Annotated in this window: 16 protein-coding genes; 6 read left to right on the forward strand and 10 right to left on the reverse strand. The window is 68.9% G+C overall.

What is annotated here, in order from left to right:
• Window positions 1–2: 2 nt before the first annotated feature.
• The 3 genes from AB0Q90_RS05675 to AB0Q90_RS05685 all read left to right on the forward strand — a co-directional run bounded on the left by AB0Q90_RS05675 (window position 3) and on the right by AB0Q90_RS05685 (window position 3,053).
• Window positions 3–968 (forward strand): arabinan endo-1,5-alpha-L-arabinosidase, encoded by a 966-nt coding sequence (locus tag AB0Q90_RS05675; protein WP_363159679.1) that lies wholly within the window; start codon window positions 3–5, stop codon window positions 966–968.
• Between the two features lie 79 nt (window positions 969–1,047).
• Entirely contained in the window at window positions 1,048–2,553 is a 1,506-nt protein-coding gene (locus AB0Q90_RS05680; RefSeq protein WP_363159678.1) for an alpha-N-arabinofuranosidase, read from the forward strand.
• Between the two features lie 35 nt (window positions 2,554–2,588).
• On the forward strand, window positions 2,589–3,053 hold the full coding sequence (locus tag AB0Q90_RS05685; RefSeq protein WP_363159677.1) for an Rrf2 family transcriptional regulator: 465 nt from the start codon (window positions 2,589–2,591) through the stop codon (window positions 3,051–3,053).
• Window positions 3,054–3,062: 9 nt separating this feature from the next.
• Here AB0Q90_RS05685 and AB0Q90_RS05690 read toward each other — a convergent pair whose 3' ends face one another.
• Complete coding sequence (locus tag AB0Q90_RS05690; RefSeq protein WP_363159676.1) at window positions 3,063–3,824, reverse strand: intradiol ring-cleavage dioxygenase; 762 nt, start codon at window positions 3,822–3,824, stop codon at window positions 3,063–3,065.
• 79 nt (window positions 3,825–3,903) lie between these two features.
• Window positions 3,904–4,497 (reverse strand): TetR/AcrR family transcriptional regulator, encoded by a 594-nt coding sequence (locus AB0Q90_RS05695; protein WP_363159675.1) that lies wholly within the window; start codon window positions 4,495–4,497, stop codon window positions 3,904–3,906.
• A gap of 57 nt (window positions 4,498–4,554) precedes the next feature.
• Between AB0Q90_RS05695 and AB0Q90_RS05700 the strand changes: the two genes are divergently transcribed.
• Together AB0Q90_RS05700 and AB0Q90_RS05705 are read left to right on the forward strand one after the other, a co-directional pair.
• Window positions 4,555–5,385, forward strand: a complete 831-nt coding sequence (locus AB0Q90_RS05700; protein WP_363159674.1) for a class I SAM-dependent methyltransferase — start codon at window positions 4,555–4,557, stop codon at window positions 5,383–5,385.
• Between the two features lie 139 nt (window positions 5,386–5,524).
• Window positions 5,525–6,523: an arabinan endo-1,5-alpha-L-arabinosidase gene (locus AB0Q90_RS05705; protein ID WP_363159673.1), complete on the forward strand. Its 999-nt coding sequence runs from the start codon at window positions 5,525–5,527 to the stop codon at window positions 6,521–6,523.
• 16 nt (window positions 6,524–6,539) lie between these two features.
• Here the strand turns inward: AB0Q90_RS05705 and AB0Q90_RS05710 are convergent, their stop codons facing one another.
• The 8 genes from AB0Q90_RS05710 to AB0Q90_RS05745 form a co-directional block, all read right to left on the reverse strand.
• A complete protein-coding gene (locus AB0Q90_RS05710) occupies window positions 6,540–8,024 on the reverse strand; it encodes a histidinol-phosphate transaminase (RefSeq protein ID WP_363159672.1) in 1,485 nt (494 codons plus the stop codon).
• A 126-nt stretch (window positions 8,025–8,150) separates the two neighbouring features.
• Window positions 8,151–9,296, reverse strand: a complete 1,146-nt coding sequence (locus tag AB0Q90_RS05715) for an aldose epimerase family protein (RefSeq protein ID WP_363159671.1) — start codon at window positions 9,294–9,296, stop codon at window positions 8,151–8,153.
• 52 nt (window positions 9,297–9,348) lie between these two features.
• Entirely contained in the window at window positions 9,349–10,593 is a 1,245-nt protein-coding gene (gene mmsB / locus AB0Q90_RS05720; RefSeq protein ID WP_363159670.1) for a multiple monosaccharide ABC transporter permease, read from the reverse strand.
• The gene (gene mmsA / locus AB0Q90_RS05725; protein ID WP_363159669.1) at window positions 10,590–12,140 is read right to left on the reverse strand and encodes a multiple monosaccharide ABC transporter ATP-binding protein; all 1,551 of its coding nucleotides are present in this window, start codon (window positions 12,138–12,140) and stop codon (window positions 10,590–10,592) included. Before mmsA ends, mmsB begins: the two co-directional genes overlap by 4 nt.
• A gap of 37 nt (window positions 12,141–12,177) precedes the next feature.
• Window positions 12,178–13,290 carry a multiple monosaccharide ABC transporter substrate-binding protein gene (chvE, locus tag AB0Q90_RS05730; protein ID WP_363159668.1) on the reverse strand — a complete coding sequence of 371 codons (1,113 nt, stop codon included), beginning with the start codon at window positions 13,288–13,290 and terminating at the stop codon, window positions 12,178–12,180.
• A 170-nt stretch (window positions 13,291–13,460) separates the two neighbouring features.
• Entirely contained in the window at window positions 13,461–14,423 is a 963-nt protein-coding gene (locus AB0Q90_RS05735; protein ID WP_363159667.1) for a hypothetical protein, read from the reverse strand.
• A gap of 113 nt (window positions 14,424–14,536) precedes the next feature.
• A complete protein-coding gene (locus AB0Q90_RS05740) occupies window positions 14,537–15,541 on the reverse strand; it encodes an alcohol dehydrogenase catalytic domain-containing protein (protein WP_363159666.1) in 1,005 nt (334 codons plus the stop codon).
• Window positions 15,538–16,704: a mandelate racemase/muconate lactonizing enzyme family protein gene (locus AB0Q90_RS05745; RefSeq protein ID WP_363159665.1), complete on the reverse strand. Its 1,167-nt coding sequence runs from the start codon at window positions 16,702–16,704 to the stop codon at window positions 15,538–15,540. Before AB0Q90_RS05745 ends, AB0Q90_RS05740 begins: the two co-directional genes overlap by 4 nt.
• 278 nt (window positions 16,705–16,982) lie before the next feature.
• Here AB0Q90_RS05745 and AB0Q90_RS05750 point away from each other — a divergent pair, with 278 nt between their 5' ends.
• Window positions 16,983–17,684: a hypothetical protein gene (locus AB0Q90_RS05750; protein WP_363159664.1), complete on the forward strand. Its 702-nt coding sequence runs from the start codon at window positions 16,983–16,985 to the stop codon at window positions 17,682–17,684.
• The last annotated feature ends 87 nt before the right edge of the window (window positions 17,685–17,771 follow it).

Raw genomic sequence — 17,771 nt, forward strand, 5'->3', positions numbered from 1 at the left:
CCGTGCGCAGAACCCTCACCGCGGTGGCCACGGCGGCCCTCCTGGCCCTGCTCCCGCACACGGCGCAGGCGGCGGAGGTCTACCCCGACCCGCGCCCCATCACCGGCCAGGAGATCATCCACGACCCGACCGTCATCCGTCTCAAGTCCGGCGGCTACGCGGCCTATTCGACGGGCGGCATCATCGGCGCCCGCCTGTCGCAGGACGGCAAGCAGTGGGACGACGCGGGCAACGCCTTCGCCACCCCGCCGAGTTGGTGGTACGAGTACAACGACACCGGCGACCCGTGGGCCCCCGACATCTCCTACCGCGACGGCAAGTACTGGCTGTACTACGCCGTCTCCTCCTGGGGCACCAACCACTCGGCGATCGGCGTCGCCACCTCCCCGTCCGGCCTGCCCGGCACCTGGACCGACCACGGCAAAGTCTTCTCCTCCGAGCGCACCGACTCCTGGAACGCCATCGACCCCGCCCTGATCAAGGCGGACGGCAAGCTCTGGATGTCCTTCGGCTCGTACTGGACGGGCATCCGCATGGTCGAGATCGACGAGAGCACGGGCAAGGCGGTGACGGGAGCGACGGTCCACCACCTGGCAACCAGGCCCGACCTCCCGTACGCCGTCGAGGGCCCGTACATCGTCAAGCACGGCCGCCACTACTACCTCTTCGCCTCCTACGACGCCTGCTGCTCCGGCGTGAACTCCACCTACAAGATCAAGGTGGGCCGCTCCACGGACATCAAGGGCCCCTACGTCGACAGCACCGGCAAGCCGATGCTGGAGGGCGGCGGCGACCTGGTGCTGGAGGGGCACGGGAGGTTCATCGGCACGGGGGGCCAGTCGGTGTTCCAGGACAAGGGCAGTGACTGGCTGGCGTACCACTACTACGACGCACAGGACGAGGGCACGCCCAAGCTGGGGCTCAACAGGCTGAGCTGGACAAAGGACGGCTGGCCGAACGTGGCTTAGGGGCGCGGGGCTGTATCAATTTGCGGCTCCGCCGCGTGGGCGCGACAAGCCCCCACCCACCCGCACACGAAAGGAAACCATGCGCACCGCCCGCTTCACCCTGGACCCGGCCTTCAAGGTCGCCGAGGTCAACCCCCGCCTGTTCGGCAGCTTCGTGGAACACCTCGGCCGCTGCGTCTACACAGGCATCTTCGAACCCGACCACCCCACCGCGGACGAGGCCGGCCTCCGCCAGGACGTCCTGGACCTCGTCAGGGAACTCGGCGTCACCGCCATCCGCTACCCCGGCGGCAACTTCGTCTCGGGCTACAAGTGGGAGGACTCCGTGGGCCCGGTGGACGAAAGGCCCCGCCGCCTCGACCTCGCCTGGCGCACGACGGAGTCCAACCGCTTCGGCCTCTCCGAGTACATCGACTTCCTCAAGAAGGTCGGCCCCCAGGCCGAGCCCATGATGGCCGTCAACCTCGGCACCCGAGGCGTCGCGGAGGCCATCGAGCTCCAGGAGTACGCCAACCACCCCGCCGGCACCGAACTCTCCGACCTGCGCGTCAGGCACGGCGACAAGGACCCCTTCGGCATCAGACTCTGGTGCCTGGGCAACGAGATGGACGGCCCCTGGCAGACCGGCCACAAGACGGCCGAGGAGTACGGCAGGGTCGCCGCCGAGACGGCCCGCGCCATGCGGCAGATCGACCCGTCCGTCGAACTCGTCGCCTGCGGCAGCTCCGGGCAGGGCATGGACACGTTCGCCGAGTGGGAGGCGACGGTCCTCCAGGAGACGTACGACCTGGTCGACCACATCTCCCTGCACGCCTACTACGAGCCGCACGACGGCGACGTCGACTCGTTCCTGGCCTCGGCCGTCGACATGGAGTCCTTCATCGACAACGTCGTGGCCACCTGCGACCACGTCGGCGCCCGGCTGAAGTCGAAGAAGAAGATCAACCTCTCCTTCGACGAGTGGAACGTCTGGTACATGACCCGCACCGAGGCCGAGGTCAGCGCCCTGGACTGGCCGGAGGCGCCGCGGCTGCTGGAGGACAACTACAGCGTCACCGACGCCGTCGTCTTCGGCTCCCTGCTGATCGCCCTGCTCCGGCACGCCGACCGGGTAACGGTCGCCTGCCTCGCGCAGCTCGTGAACGTCATCGCCCCGATCATGACCGAGCCCGGCGGCCCGGCCTGGCGCCAGACGACGTTCTTCCCCTTCTCCCAGGCCTCGAAGTACGGCCGCGGCGAGGTCCTCGACGTCCGCGTCGACTCGCCGACCTACGAGACGAAGAAGTACGGCGAGACCGACCTGCTGCACGCCACCGCCGTGCGCGCCGAGGACGGGACGGTCACCGTGTTCGCGGTGAACCGCAGCCGTACCGACTCGCTGCCGCTCGAAGTCGCCCTGAACGGCCTGGACCTGAGCCGGGTCGTCGAGCACAGCGTGCTCTCGGACACCGACCCGGACGCCCGCAACACCCTCGACGACCCCGAGCGGGTCACGCCGCACACGGCCGAGGGCACGGCGCTCCGGGACGGCACCCTCACCGCCGTACTGGAACCGCTGTCCTGGAACGTGATCCGGCTGGCCTGACCCCGCGCGCCGGGGACACCGGCGACAATGGTCGTATGAGGATCTCGGCACGGGCGGACTACGCGGTACGGGCGGTACTGGAGCTCGCCGTACGACAGGGCGGTGACGGTGACCCGGTGAAGGCGGAGGCCGTGGCAGTGGCGCAGGACATTCCGCACAAGTTCCTGGAGGGGATCCTCGGCGACCTCCGCCGCGCCGGTCTGGTCGACAGCCGGCGCGGCGGGAACGGGGGCTACCGGCTGGCCCGGGACGCCTCGGAGATCACGGTCGCCGATGTGATCCGCGCCGTCGACGGCCCCATCGTCTCCGTGCGCGGGGTCCGCCCCACCGGCCTGTCCTACGCCGGCTCCGCCGAGCCGCTCCTCCCGCTCTGGATCGCCCTGCGCGCCAACGTCCGCCGCATCCTGGAGGGCGTCACCATCGCGGACATCGCGGCGGACAAGCTCCCCGAGCCGGTACAGCAGCTGGCGGCGGAGCCGGCGGCCTGGGAGAACCCCTAGCGACCCGGGTCAGCCCTGCTCGATGCCCAGGGTGAGCGTGCCGGTGTAACCGGCGGAGGGGGAGCTGCCCAGGGCGGTGAGGGTGAGCAGGCCGGATGCGGCGCCGCCCTCGTCGTAGATGGAGTCCTGGGCGAGGGTGGTGCGGGTGACCGTGTTGGCCGAGTACGGCGAGAGTGCGCCGACCCGGGCCGTGATCGTCTCGTTGAAGAAGAGCTGGCCGGTGTGGAGTTCCTGGCCGCCGGTGAAGGAGCCGTCGGAGGTGAGCGTGACGTCCGTGTGCACCTTGATGTGGATGTGGACGCAGCGGCCGCGGTACCAGCCCGGGTAGACGGTGGTGATGCGGGCGACGCCGGTGGAGTCGGTGAGGACGCCGCCGCGCAGGAAGGTGCCGCTGTCGGGCTCGTTGTGGCCGTTGTTGCCGACGAATCCGGAGTACTCGCCGAGGACGTCGGCGTGCCAGATCTCGACCAGGGCGTTCGGGATCGGCGCGCAGGTGTCGTCGTCGACGACGGTGAGGGCCAGCTTGAGCGGGAAGCCGGTCTTGCCCTCGGTGATGTCGCCGCGGACGTACTGCCCGTCGAGGTAGTAGGGGCCTTCGGTCATCTCCTTGGTGAGGGTGCAGACGGCCGCCGCGGCGACGGGAGCGGTGTCGGCTGTGGGGGCTTCAGGCGCGGCGGCGGGGACGGCCAGGGCGGCGGCCGTGGCGCCGGTGGCGATCAGTACGGTGCGACGCCCGATCGGAGTGGGGGTTGAGCCTGAGGTGTATGTCATGGACACGGCACCGTAGGGACGGAGACTGTCAGGGGGCTGTCAGCCGGATAAGGGCCGAAACCGTCAAGTCCCTTGCCGGTCAGGGTTCTTGCACGACGTGGGCGACGACCGTGGTCACGGCCTTCCCGACGGCTTCAGGCGTCGGCGGCGTGCCCTTGCGGTCGGCGAACAGCAGATGCCCGGTGCCGATCAGGGTGGGGGCGAGCACGTCCACGTCCGCATCGGCCGCGACGCGGCCCAGCTCCCGCTCGGCGGTCAGATACGCGGCGATCATCGCGGCGGCCTCGGTGAGCACCGGGATGCCGACAGGGGTGGTCCGGCGCAGCCGGTCGCGCAGCTTGTCCCGGGAGGTGACGAGCCCGACCATCGACACGGCGACCGACCCGAGCAGCTCGGTCAGCGCCTCGGTGAGGTTGCCGGCGACCGTGCCGGTGCCGGCGGAGGCGTGCAAGGTTGAGCCCTGGTTCTCGATCCGGCCGATCCGGTCCAGGACGAGCTCGGTGAGGAAGGCGTCGAAGTCGCTGAAGTGCCGGTGCAGGACGCCCTTGGCGCAGCCGGCCTCGGTGGTGACGGCACGGCTGGTCAGGGCGTCCGGCCCGTCCCGGAGCAGGATGCGCTCGGCGGCGTCGAACAACTGCGAGCGCGCGTCGCGCATGGCTACGCCGGTGGGCATATCGGCTCTCCGTCACTCGGGGCTTACAAGTGGGCGCTCGCCCACTATGGTGGGCACATGCCCACTATAGAGCCGGAGGGCTTCCGTCCCTCTGCCCCCGAACCTCATCGGCAGCGCCAGGTGGCGGAGTCGTTCGGTGCGGACGCCGAACGCTACGACCGGGCCCGCCCCCGCTATCCCGACGCCCTCGTCGACCGCATCGTCGGCGGCAGCCCCGGCCCGGACGTCCTCGACGTCGGCAGCGGCACGGGCATCGCCGCCCGGCAGTTCCGGGCGGCGGGATGCCGGGTGCTGGGGGTGGAGCCGGACGCGCGCATGGCGGAGGTGGCCCGGGGGACGGGGATCGACGTCGTGGAGTCGACGTTCGAGGCGTGGGACCCGGTCGGCCGCCGCTTCGACACGGTCGTCGCCGCCCAGGCCTGGCACTGGGTCGACCCGTTCGCGGGAGCGGCGAAGGCGGCTCAGGCGCTGCGTCCCGGCGGCCGGCTGGCCGTCTTCTGGAACGCCTTCGAGTTCCCGCCCGAGGCGGCGGACGCCTTCACCGAGGTCTTCGCACGGGTGCTGCCGGATGCGCCGATGGACCTGCGCTGGATCACTCGGAAGTCCATGGAGGCATACGCGCTGATGTGCGCGAAGGCGGCGGAGGGGATACGGGCGGCGGGTGCGTTCGGCGGGCCGGCGGAGTGGCGCCACGACTGGGAGTGGACGTACACCCGCGAGACCTGGCTGGACCAACTCCCCACGCTGGGCCCCTTCACACAGCTCCCGGCGGAACAACTCGGGGAACTGCTGGAGGGGATGGGAGCTGCGGTGGACGCACTGGGCGGCGGCTTCGCGATGAGGTACGCGAGCGTGACGGTTACGGCGGTCACTTCGCCGGGCGCGTGAAGAAGAGCTCCCCGACTGACAGTTGGTGCTGCGCGGACCATTGACGCGGATGGGGTTCGAATCTACGGTCCCGTTCGAACTTGCGAGCGTTGTTCGAAATATCGAGCACATTGCATCCCCACCCGCAAGGAGAACCCGCATGAGCCGCACCCCCCGCACCCCCCGCGCCACCATTCGCCGCAGAACCACCCTCCTCGCCCTCCCCGCCGCCGCCCTCCTCGCCCTCGTCCCGTCCACCGCCTCGGCCTACCCCAACCCCGGTACGGTCACCGGCTCCACGGTCGTCCACGACCCGACGATGATCCGCACCTCGTCCGGGCAGTACCTGCTGTACGCCACGGGCGGCGGCCTCGCCGGCAAGACCTCAAGCAACCGGATCGCGTTCAGCGCGGGCGCCGACGCCTTCTCCTCGCGCCCGAGTTGGTGGTCGACGTACTCCTCCGTGCCGGAGGCCTGGGCGCCGGACATCTCGTACCGGGGCGGCAAGTACCTGATGTACTACTCCGTCTCGAAGTTCGGCACGAACACCTCGGCCATCGGACTGGCCGGCTCCACCACCGGACTGCCGGGCAGCTGGACGGACTACGGCATCGTCTACACGTCCAGCTCGGCCGGCGACTACAACGCCATCGACCCGAACCTCTTCGTCGACGACGACGGCAAGTGGTGGCTGTCCTTCGGCAGTTGGTGGACCGGCCTGAAGATGATCCAGATCAACCCCTCCACCGGGAAGCAGCTGTCCACCAACACCACCCGGTACTCCCTCGCCTCCCGCCCGACCGGGACCAAGGCCGTCGAGGCGCCGTTCATCGTCAAGCGGGGCGGCTACTACTACCTCTTCGCCTCGTACGACACCTGCTGCGCCGGGACCAGCTCGACGTACAAGGTGAAGGTGGGCCGCGCCACCAGCATCACCGGGCCGTACTACGACAAGAACGGCGTCTCGATGATGAACAACGGCGGCACCCCGGTGCTGGAGTCGCACGGCAGCGTCATCGGCCCCGGCGGGCAGTCGATCATGAACGACGTCGACGGCGACCTGATCGTCTACCACTACTACGACGGCAACGACAACGGCACACCCAAGCTCGGGATCAACCTCCTGAACTGGAGCAGCGGATGGCCCGTCGCGTACTGACCCGGCCGACCGCCCCTCACCCCGCCTGCCCCATCCCCGCCGCGTTCGGCCAGCTGGGGCTGTTCGGCCAGCCGGTGGCGGGCGCCGGGGTCAGCCCCGGCGCAGGTCCCGTCGTACCGCGTACCTGCGCCGCCGTGAGGCCCCCGCGGGCCGGTACACCGGGCGGGGTAAGGCCGACCGCGGCCGCGGCCGGGGCCACCGGCTGCGGATAGGGCGCAGGGGCAGGCGCGGGCGCAGGCGCGGGGGTTGGCACCGGCATCGGCATCGGCATCGCTGCCGGCATCGGCACCCCCGCCCCGTTCGTGGAGCCCACCAGCCGGTCCACGGCCGCCGTACCCGAGCTGTAGCTGGTCCCTGTAGCCAGCTCGGGCACGGCGGCTCCCCTCCTGGTCCCGTAGAGCACCTGCTCCAGGCCGGACACCAGGCGACGCACGTCCACCTGGGGGCGCACCACGAGTCTCAGGAAGCGGCTGGACGAGCCGATCTTGTTGCCGCATTCGCGGACCAGGATCCGGTGCTCGGTGAGCAGCCGGTCCCGGACCACGGTGCCCTCGGCGCCCACGGGGAGGCGCACGAAGAGGAAGTTGCCCTGCGAGGGATAGACGGTCAGGCCGGGCAGCGCGGCCAGCTGGCTCGCCATGTCCAGGCGGTCGCGGCGCACCTGGTGCAGGCTCTCCGCGTACTCCGGACCGTGGTTCTTCAGCATGAAGACGACATGCTCGGCGAACGCGTTGAGGTTCCACTTCGGCAGCATCGAGCGGACCAGGCCCGCGAGCGCCGGATTGGCGACGAGATAGCCGAACCGTATGCCGTGCAGCCCGAAGTTCTTGCCGAGGCTGCGCAGCACGATGACGTTCGGGCGCAGCAGCGCCTCCTGGACCACCGACGGTTCGGCCTCCGCGTCGGCGAACTCCAGGAACGACTCGTCGATGACGACCAGGTCCAGATCCGCCATCGCGTCCATGAACTGGACGATGGAGTGCTTGTGCAGAAAGCCGCCGTCGGGGTTGTTCGGGTTGCAGATCACGGCGGCCCGGGTGCCCCGGGCGCGGATGAACTCGGCGTACTGCGCGAGGTCGAGGGCGAAGCCGCTGGACTCCTGGAGCGGGAACATGTCGACCCGTTTGCCGGTCTCCATGGGCTGGTCGGTCCAGCGGCCGAAGGTGGGGACGGGGACGGCGAGGGACTCGCGGACGAGCAAGTGGTCGATCCAGGTGATCAGTTCGGTCGAGCCATTGCCCATCGCCACTGCCTGCGGCGGGAGTTGGAGGAGGCTGCACAGCTCGGCCGTGATCGTGTCCGCGCTGCTGGGGTAGTACGTGATGATGTCGCGCAACCGGCCCGCCATGTCGTCGAACATGGCGGGCGTGGGGAAGTACGGGTTGCACGGAATGCAGAAGTCGATCGGCCCGGCCCCGTCACCGCCCTCACGGGTCAGCGCGGCCATCGAGGGGCTGTGCGCCGCCGTGCTGCGGAACAGCGAGGTGACGTTCTCAGCCAAGGCAACCTCCGGGTCCAGGTGGCCCGCGCGGGGGAGCGCGGGCCACCCATGGATACGGATGCCTGTGTGGCGCCGTTCAACCACTGTGAATTTGTTGGGAAGTTGTGAACGGGCTATGAGAGACGGTCACGCATGGAACGAGTGCACCGTCGTCGTCCGGTAGGTCTGCCCCGGCCGCAGCACCGTCGACGGGAACGACGGCTGGTTCGGCGAGTCCGGGTAGTGCTGCGTCTCCAGGCAGAGAGCGTCGCCCTGCCGGTAGATGCGGTCGGAGGTGCCGGTCAGGGTGCCGTCGAGGAAGTTGCCGGAGTAGAACTGCAGGCCCGGCTCGTTCGTGGCGATCTTCATCGTGCGGCCGGAGGCGGGGTCGCGCAGGGTGGCGACGTGCTCGGGCCGGGCGGTGATGCCCTTGTCGAGCACCCAGTTGTGGTCGAAGCCCTTGGCGGTGACCAGCTGGGGGTGCGCGACCCGGATGTCCCGGCCGATCCGCTTCGACTTGCGGAAGTCGAAGGGGGTGCCGGCGACCTTGGCCAGCTCGCCCGTGGGGATCAGGCCCGAGTCGGTGGGCGTGTAGCGGGAGGCGGCGATCGTGAGCTCGTGGTCCTCGATCGTGCCGCTGCCCTCGCCAGCCAGGTTGAAGTAGACATGGCTGGTGAGGTTGACGACGGTGGCCTTGTCGGTGGTGGCCTCGTAGTCGATGCGCCAGTCGCCGTGCTTGGTGAGGGTGTACGTCACCTTCGTCTTCAGCGTGCCGGGGTAGCCCATCTCGCCGTCGACGCTCGTGTAGTACAGGTACAGGCCGACGTCCGAGCCCTTGGTGAACGGCTCGATGTCCCACACCCGCTTGTCGAAGCCCTTGGCCCCGCCGTGCAGGCTGTTCTCGCCGTCGTTGACGGACAGTTGGTAGGCCTTGCCGTCGAGGGTGAACTGCCCCTTGTCGATGCGGTTGCCGTAACGGCCGATCAAGGCGCCGAAGTAGGGGCTGGAGGCGACGTAGTCCTCGATGTTGTCGAAGCCCGCGGAGATGTTCGCGTACCGGCCGCGCCGGTCGGGGACCTCCAGGCACTGGACGATACCGCCGTAGGAGAGGACCTTCAGGCGGGTGCCGCCGTTCTCCAGGGACCAGATGTGGATCTTGGTGCCGTCGGCGAGCTTGCCGAAGAGCGACTTCACCGGCTTGTTGCCTCCCGTGGCATGGGCTGTGCCGCTCACGGCGGCGGTGACACCGGCGGCCGCGGCCCCGGCTATGACGGTACGTCTGCTCAGTTCCATGTGCGGCTCCTGCAAAGGAAGGGGCCCCGCCTTCCGGCGGGGCCCGAGCGACTTACGAACCGACCTTGCGCTTGTTCCATACGTCGAACCCGACCGCCGCCAGCAGCACCAGGCCCTTGATGACCTGCTGCCAGTCGGTGCCGATGCCGACGAGGTTCATACCGTTGTTCAGCACGCCCAGGACCAGACCGCCGATGATCGCGCCGAGGACGGTGCCGACACCGCCGCTCATCGACGCACCGCCGATGAACGAGGCCGCGATCGCCTCCAGCTCGAAGTTGAGGCCCGCCTTGGGCGAGGCCGCGTTGAAGCGGGCGGCGAAGACCAGACCCGCCAGGGCCGCGAGCATGCCCATGTTCAGGAAGACCAGGAAGGTGACCTTCTTGTCCTTCACACCCGACAGCTTGGCCGCCGGGAGGTTGCCGCCGATCGCGTAGATGTGGCGGCCGACGATCGCGTTGCGCATCACGTAGCCGAAGGCGACGAGCAGCGCGCCGAGGATCAGCAGGACGTACGGGGCGCCCTTGTAGCTGGCCAGCAGCAGCGTCACGGTGAGGATCGCGGCGCCGAGCGCGACCAGCTTGAGCAGGAACAGGTTGAACGGCAGGACGTCCAGCTGGAACTCCTGCTGGCGGCGCCGGTCGCGGAACTCCTGGAAGACCACGAACGCGATCAGCGCGAGGCCGAGCAGCAGTGTGAGGTTGTGGTAGTTGGTGTTCGGTCCGACCTCCGGCATGAAGCCGTTGGCGACCTTCTGCAGCCCCTCCGGGAACGGGCCGAGGGTCTGGCCCTCAAGGAAGATCTCGGTCAGACCGCGGAAGATCAGCATTCCCGCGAGGGTGACGATGAACGAGGGTATGCCGCCGTAGGCGATGAAGAACCCTTGTGCCGCGCCCGCGACCGCGCCCATGGCGAGACAGAGGACGACCGCCACCGGCCATGGAAGGTCGTTCTTCACCATGAACACGGCTGCCATGGAGCCGATGAACGCCGTCAGCGAGCCGACCGAGAGGTCGATATGGCCCGCGATGATGACGAGCATCATGCCGATCGCGAGGATCAGGATGTAGCTGTTCTGCAGCACCAGGTTGGAGACGTTGCGCGGCAGCAGCAGGTCGCCGTCGGTCCACACGGCGAACAGCACCACGATCAGGCCGAGCGCGAACAGCATGCCGTACTGGCGCATGTTGCGGCGCATGCCGTCCATCAGCAGCTGAAGCAGTCCGTCCCCGGTGGCCGAGCCGCCCTTGCCGGGCGGCGCCGGGGCCGGCGTCTTGGCGGTCACATCCGTGCTCATCGGGATACCTCTTTGTCCTTGGTCATCTGGCGCATCAGCGATTCCTGCGAGGCCTCGGCCCGCGAGAACTCACCGGTCAGCCGCCCGGCGGCCATCGTGTAGATGCGGTCACACATGCCGAGCAGCTCGGGCAGCTCGGAGGAGATGAAGACGACCGCCTTGCCCTGGGCGGCCAGCTGGTCGATGACGGTGTAGATCTCGTACTTGGCGCCGACGTCGATACCGCGCGTCGGCTCGTCCAGGATCAGCACATCGGGACCCGCGAAGATCCACTTGCTGAGGACGACCTTCTGCTGGTTGCCGCCGGAGAGCTTGCCGACCGGCTCGAAGACGGTCGGGGCCTTGATGTTCATGGACTTGCGGAAGCCCTCGGCGACCTGCCGCTCCTCGTGCTCGTCGATCACGCCCCGCTTGGCGACCTTGCCCAGCGCGCTGAGCGAGATGTTGCGGTTGATGGTGTCGATGAGGTTGAGGCCGTAGTGCTTGCGGTCCTCGGTGACGTAGGCGATGCCGTTCTTGACCGCCTCCGGGACGGTCTTGGTACGGATCTCCGTGCCGTCCTTGAGGACGGTGCCGCCCGCGTACCGGCCGTAGGTGCGGCCGAAGACGCTCATCGCCAGCTCGGTGCGGCCGGCGCCCATCAGGCCGGCGATGCCGACGATCTCCCCGCGCCGGACGGAGAGGGACACATCGTCGACGACCTTGCGCTGCTGGTCGATGGGGTGGTGGACGGTCCAGTTGCGGACCTCCAGGGCGGGCGCCTGGCCCTCCTCCGGCTGGTGCGGGGTCCGCTCCGGGAAGCGGTGCTCCAGGTCCCGGCCGACCATCCCGCTGATGATCCGGTCCTCGGTGGTCTCCTCGGCCTTCACATCCAGCGTCTCGATGGTCCGCCCGTCGCGCAGGATGGTCACCGAGTCGGCGACCTTGCGGATCTCGTTCAGCTTGTGCGAGATGATGATCGAGGTGATGCCCTGCTTCTTCAACTCCAGGATGAGATCCAGGAGTTTGCTGCTGTCCTCGTCGTTCAGGGCGGCCGTCGGCTCATCGAGGATGAGCAGCTTCACCTTCTTCGACAGCGCCTTGGCGATCTCGACGAGCTGCTGCTTGCCCACGCCGATGTCGGCGACGCGGGTGTCGGGGTGATCGCTGAGACCGACCCGGCGCAGCAGCTCGGTGGCGTGCCGCAGCGTCTCGGTCCAGCTGATGATCCCCCGGGTGGCGTGCTCGTTGCCGAGGAAGATGTTCTCCGCGATGGAGAGGTAGGGGATCAGGGCCAGCTCCTGGTGAATGATCACGATGCCGTGATGCTCACTGGCCCTGATGTCCTTGAACTCGCAGACCTCTCCTTCGAAGAGGATCTCGCCCTCGTACGTGCCGTGCGGGTGGACGCCGGAGAGGACCTTCATGAGGGTCGACTTGCCGGCGCCGTTCTCGCCGCAGATGGCGTGGACCTCGCCCTGCTGGACGGTCAGAGTGACGTCCGACAGCGCCTTGACGCCGGGAAAGGTCTTGACGATCGAGCGCATTTCCAGGACGGGTCCCGCCATGGTCGTGCCTTCCAATCCCTAGGGTGACGGCGGTGGGTTAGTTGAGGTCGCTTTCCTTGATGTAGCCGGAGTCGACGACGGTGGCCTTGTAGTTGGCCTTGTCGACGCTCACCGGCTCCAGCAGGAAGGCCGGGACGACCTTGGACCCGTTGTCGTAGGTCTTCTCGTCGTTGACCTCGGGCTTCTTGCCGTTGAGCGCCGCGTCGACCATGTTCGAGGCCACCTTGGCGAGCTCGCGGGTGTCCTTGTAGACGGTCATCGACTGCTCGTCGGCGATGATCGACTTCACCGAGGCGACCTCGGCGTCCTGGCCGGTGACGATCGGCAGCGGCTTGTCCTTGGAGCCGTAGTCGTCCGACTTCAGCGCCGAGAGGATGCCGATGGAGATGCCGTCGTACGGCGAGAGCACGGCGTCGACCCGCTCGCTCTTGTACGCGGAGGTCAGGATGTCGTCCATGCGCTTCTGGGCGGTGCCGCCGTCCCAGCGCAGGGTGGTGACCTGGGTCAGGTTGGTCTGGCCGGAGCGGACGACGAGCTGCTTCTTGTCGATGAAGGGCTGCAGGACGTTCATCGCGCCCTGGAAGAAGTAGCGGGTGTTGTTGTCGTCGTTGGAGCCGGCGAAGAGCTCGATGTTGAACGGGCCCTTCTCGGAGCCGTCCTTCAGGCCGAGCTTCTCGACGATGTAGGTGGCCTGGAGCTCGCCGACCTTCTCGTTGTCGAAGGAGGCGTAGTAGTCGACGTTCTCGGTGCCGAGGATCAGGCGGTCGTAGGAGATGACCGGGATGTCGGCGTCCTTGGCCTGCTGGAGCACGTTGTTCATCGACTTGTTGTCGATGGCCGCGACGATCAGGGCCTTCACGCCCTGGGTGATCAGGTTCTCGATCTGCGAGACCTGCTGGTCGGGGTCGTCCTCGCCGTAGACCAGCTTGGTCTTGTAGCCCTTGGACTCCAGGTCCGCGACGACGTTCTTGCCGTCGGCGATCCACCGCTCGGAGGACTTGGTCGGCATCGCGATGCCGATGGTGGCGCCCTCGGTGCTGCCGCCCTTGTCCTCGCTGCCGCCCTCGGAGTCCTGACCGCAGGCGGTCAGGGTGAGGGCGAGGGAGGCGGCGCTGGCTATGGCGGCGAGTGCGGCTCGGCGAGTACGCATGATCATCATCCTTGATGTGTGGGGCTGGTTCGGTCTGGTGGTGCGAGTGGATCGGGATTGCGTGGCCACGTTCGACCGAGAGCAGGTGTGTGGGATTGTGTGTGGCTGCGTCGACTTCTGTGAAGGGGCGTTGTCCGGAACGTTATGAGGGAGTTTCGAAGCGCCGATCGTTATGCGGGCGTTTCGAACCGCTTCAGGGCGCCGGGCAGCCGGGAGCCGAGCGGGGCCATGTCCCCGTCCGCTCCGTGCCGCGCCAGCAGGTCCAGGGCGAGCCGGCCCCGACGCACCCGTTCCCGGGCCGTGGACAGGGTCAGATCGCGCAGGTGGTGGCCGTACGGGTAGATCCCAGGCGTCTTCGACAGGCCGAACTTCAGGTAGAGCGGTGCGCCGCGCCGGATCAGCTCGGCGACCTCGTACATCCGCACATAGCCGCCGAGGTCGTCGGGTGCCTCGATGTACATGTCCATGGGGGTGGCCGACACCCGCCGGATCTCGGTGAGGTGATCGAGCGTCAGATCGCTGGGCACATTGATCGAGTCGGCGCCGAGCTGCTCGTAGACGGCGTACGCGGCCGGGTTGACCGGGCCGATGAGCGCGCTCACCTTGAGAGTCGTGTCGGCCGGTATGATCCCCGCGGCCCGTGCCCGGTGCAGCGTCCACAGCACGCCCTCGTCGGCGACGAGCAGGCACTTGACGCCCAACTCCGTTGCCCGGACGGCGTCTTCGACGCAGCCGGCGACGGCGTCGTGGCCGCGGGCGCGCAGTCCGGCGCCCCGGGAATCGGTGCGCGTGGAGCCGCCGATGTCCCAGGTGCCGCGCGGGCCCGTGAACAGGCAGAGCTCGATGTCGCGCTCGGCGGTCGCCTCGACCATCTCGGTGATCTCGGAGTCGGTGAGCATCCACACGCCGCTGCCCTGGCTGATCCGGTGGATCGGCACGTCCAGGCGGGAGGCTTCCTTCAGGACGACGGCCAGCGCTTCGGGACCCTCGCACGAGGGGATCTCGGTGCGCCAGCGGCCGCCGCCCGGGAAGGTGTGGGGCGAGGCGTCGGCGGGGGAGAGGTCGGGCGCGCCCAGGCCGAGGGCGGCGAGCGCCTGCTCACCGGGGCGGCGGGCTGCGGAAGCGTCGGTCACAAGCTGTCCTTCTTGTTCGATATTTCGGACGAGGTTCGCGGCTCAGGGTGTGGAGGGCTGTGGGTGTACGCCGGTACGGGGACTCGTCAGGTAACCCCCGTACCGGCGTACGGCTAGGGACGCAGGAGCACCTTGCCGACCTTGGGATCACCGGACCCGACCAGCTCGATGGCCTGCGGGAACCCGTCGAGCGGCAGCTCGTGCGTGACCAGCGGCAGCGGGTCGAGCAGCCCGGCCGCGAACACCCGCACCGTGTGGGCCCAGGCGTCCGGCGGCGCACCGAAGACGGTGTGCACTTCCAGCTGCCGTACGACCAGGTCGGTGGGGTCGAGACCCTCGGCGCCCGGCGCCGGGATACCCGTCAGGACCAGACGCCCGCCGCGCCTGAGCAGGGAGGCGGCGGTGCGCGCGGCGGACGCGGACCCGGCGGTCTCGATCACGACGTCGAAGTCGTCCGGGAGCTCCTGGTCCCTGGTGCGGAAGTCGGTGGCCCCGAAGTCCCGCGACAGCGCGGCCCGGTCCGGGCGCGTGCCCACGACCAGCAGCTCGCCCGGCGAGCCGGCCCGCAGGAACTGCACGGCGAACATGCCGAGCGTTCCGGTGCCGACGACGGCGACCCGCTCGCCGGGCAGCGCGTTCGCCTTGATCGCCGCGGCGGCGATACAGGCGGCCGGCTCCAGCAGGGCGGCCGCGGTCAGGTCGCAGTCGTCCGGCAGGATGTGCAGCAGCCGCGCCGGAAGCGTCAGTGTGGCCGCCATCGCGCCCGGCTGGGTGAACCCGGTCTCCTCGTACCCGGCCGTGCACAGCGTCGTCTCGCCGGAGTGGCAGCGGTCGCAGACCTGGCAGTTGCGGAAGCCCTCGCCGACGACCTTGCGGCCGACGAGCGCGGAAGGCACCCCGGCGCCGACCGCCGCGACCGTTCCCGACCACTCGTGGCCGGGCGTGAGCGGATAACGGACATACCCCTCGGGCCGGTTGCCCTGGTACACCTCGCGGTCGCTGCCGCAGATGCCGACGGCGTGGACGCGGACGAGCGCCTCGCCGGGGCCGGGCTCGCGAGGAGTGTGATCGGCGAGCCGGTGCTCCCCAGGCCCCTCGATGACAACGGCGGTGCTCACTTCTCCCCGCCCTTCGGCTTGCGCTGCTCCCAGCCCTCGGCCCACAGGTCGAAGCGGGCCTGCTGCTGCGGGAACTCGGCGGCGGCGTCGACGTCCAGCTCGACACCGAGACCGGGCGCGTCGGAGAGATGGAAGCACCCGTCCTCCGGGTTCACCTGCGGCGCGCCCTTGACGACCTTCTTGATGTCCGCGTCGGCGAAATCGTTGAAGTGCTCAAGGATCTTGAAGTTGGGGGAGGTGAACCCGACCTGGAGGGAGGCGGCGGTCAGGACCGGCCCACCGACGTTGTGCGGAGCGACGAGCATGTAGTGCGTCTCGGCGGTGGCGGCGAGCTTGCGCGTCTCCCAGATCCCCCCGATGTGACCGACGTCGGGCTGGATGATGTCGACGGCCTGGCTCTCGAACAGCTCCCGGAACTCGATCCGGTCGTGGATCCGCTCACCGGTGGCGACCGGGATGTCGACCTTCGCGGCGACCTTCTCCAGCGCCTTGAGGTTCTCCGGCGGGCAGGGCTCCTCCAGCCAGGCCGGCTTGAAGGGCGCGAGCTCCTTGGCGAGCCGGACGGCGGTGGCGGGGGAGAAGCGGCCGTGCATCTCCAGCATCAGCTCGGCGTCGGGCCCGATGGCGTCGCGCACGGCCTCGATGAGGGAGACGGCGTACAGCGTCTGCTCGTGATCGAGCTCGAAGTGCCCGGTGCCGAAGGGGTCGATCTTGAGAGCCCGGTACCCGCGCTCCATGACCCCCTGGGCGGCCTTGTGGTACGCCTCGGGCGTCCGCTCGGTCGTGTACCAGCCGTTGGCGTAGGCCTTGACCTTGTCGGTCACCTTGCCGCCCAGGAGCTGCCAGACGGGCACGCCCAGGGCCTTGCCCTTGATGTCCCAGCAGGCCATCTCGACGACGGCGATGCCGGACATGACGATTTCACCCGCGCGGCCGTAGTCGCCGTACTTCATACGGCGCACGAGGTCTTCCACGGCGAACGGGTCGGAACCGAGAATGTGGTTGGCCTCGGCCTCTCGCAGATAGCCGATCAGCGCGTCGGTGTGACCCAGCATGCGGGTCTCGCCGACTCCCGTGATGCCCTCGTCGGTGTGCACCTGGACATAGGTCAGGTTGCGCCACGGCGTTCCGACCACGTGTGTGCTGATTCCGGTGATGCGCACGGCAGTTGCCCCTTGCTGCGTCGTCGGCCCAAAAAATGTGTGTTCGAAATTTCGTCACACGTTCGAAATGCTGGCGTGACAGTAAGGACGGGGTGGCGGGGGTGTCAATGGGTCGAACACATAACGGTTTCGGTGAGGCTTTCGATACGGCTTTCGGCGCCATGGGCGTCTACGGGGTGTACGCCTCAACTCGCCGCGCCGGAACGGTTAGTTCCGCACACAACTTTCACAGTCGCGCCTATGAACGTTACCTGCGAGGAACTTAGTCTTCCCGCGTCATGGACTACTGCCACCCGTGCCGACGGCACCTCAATGGCGCCCTCGCCTGCCCGGGCTGCGGCGCCGCGATCGAAGAACTCCGCGCGTACGCGGACGACGACGCGCATCAGGCCCCGTACGAGGGGGGCTACGACGATGCCGAGGGCGCGCCGGAGGCCGAGGAAGTCGATGTCGATTCGGAGACTCCGCCCTCGGCGGGCGTCAGCCGTCGCGATCGCAAGGCAGCCGCGCACCGGCGCCGCCGTCGGCGTGTCCTGCTGATCACCGCGGGCTTCGTCCTGGCCGCCGGCGGCCTCAGCCTCGCCGAGCTGGGCATGGACGCCCCCGGCTCCACGACGCCCCCCGCGGCGGCGGGCAACGAGTCGGCGGACGGCAGCGGAACGTCCAAGGACGGCGAACCGGCGGAACCCCTGGGCGACGAGGCGAACGGGTCCACGACCACCACCGCCCCGAACGCCTCCACCTCCCCCTCGGCATCAAACCCCGAGAAGGACAAGGCCTCCCCGGACCCGAGCGACAACCCGACAAAGGACACCCAGTCCTCCACCACGGACGGCACGCCCCCCGACACCACGGCAGCCCCGGCCCCCACCCCCGCGGCCCCAACCCCCGCCCCCACAACCGCCCCGACAACCAACCCCCCCACCCCGGACCCGTCCCCGTCGGAAACGTGCAGTCGCTTCCTGTGGTGGTGCACGTAACGTCTGCCGCGGGGGCGGCACCTGTCGGCGCCGGTCGCTACATCCAGCCCGTTGGGGGTCCCCCCTCTGGGGGAGTTTGAGGACGAG

Origin of the sequence: Streptomyces sp. NPDC079141 (genome assembly GCF_040686775.1) — a bacterium.
Taxonomy (GTDB): domain Bacteria; phylum Actinomycetota; class Actinomycetes; order Streptomycetales; family Streptomycetaceae; genus Streptomyces.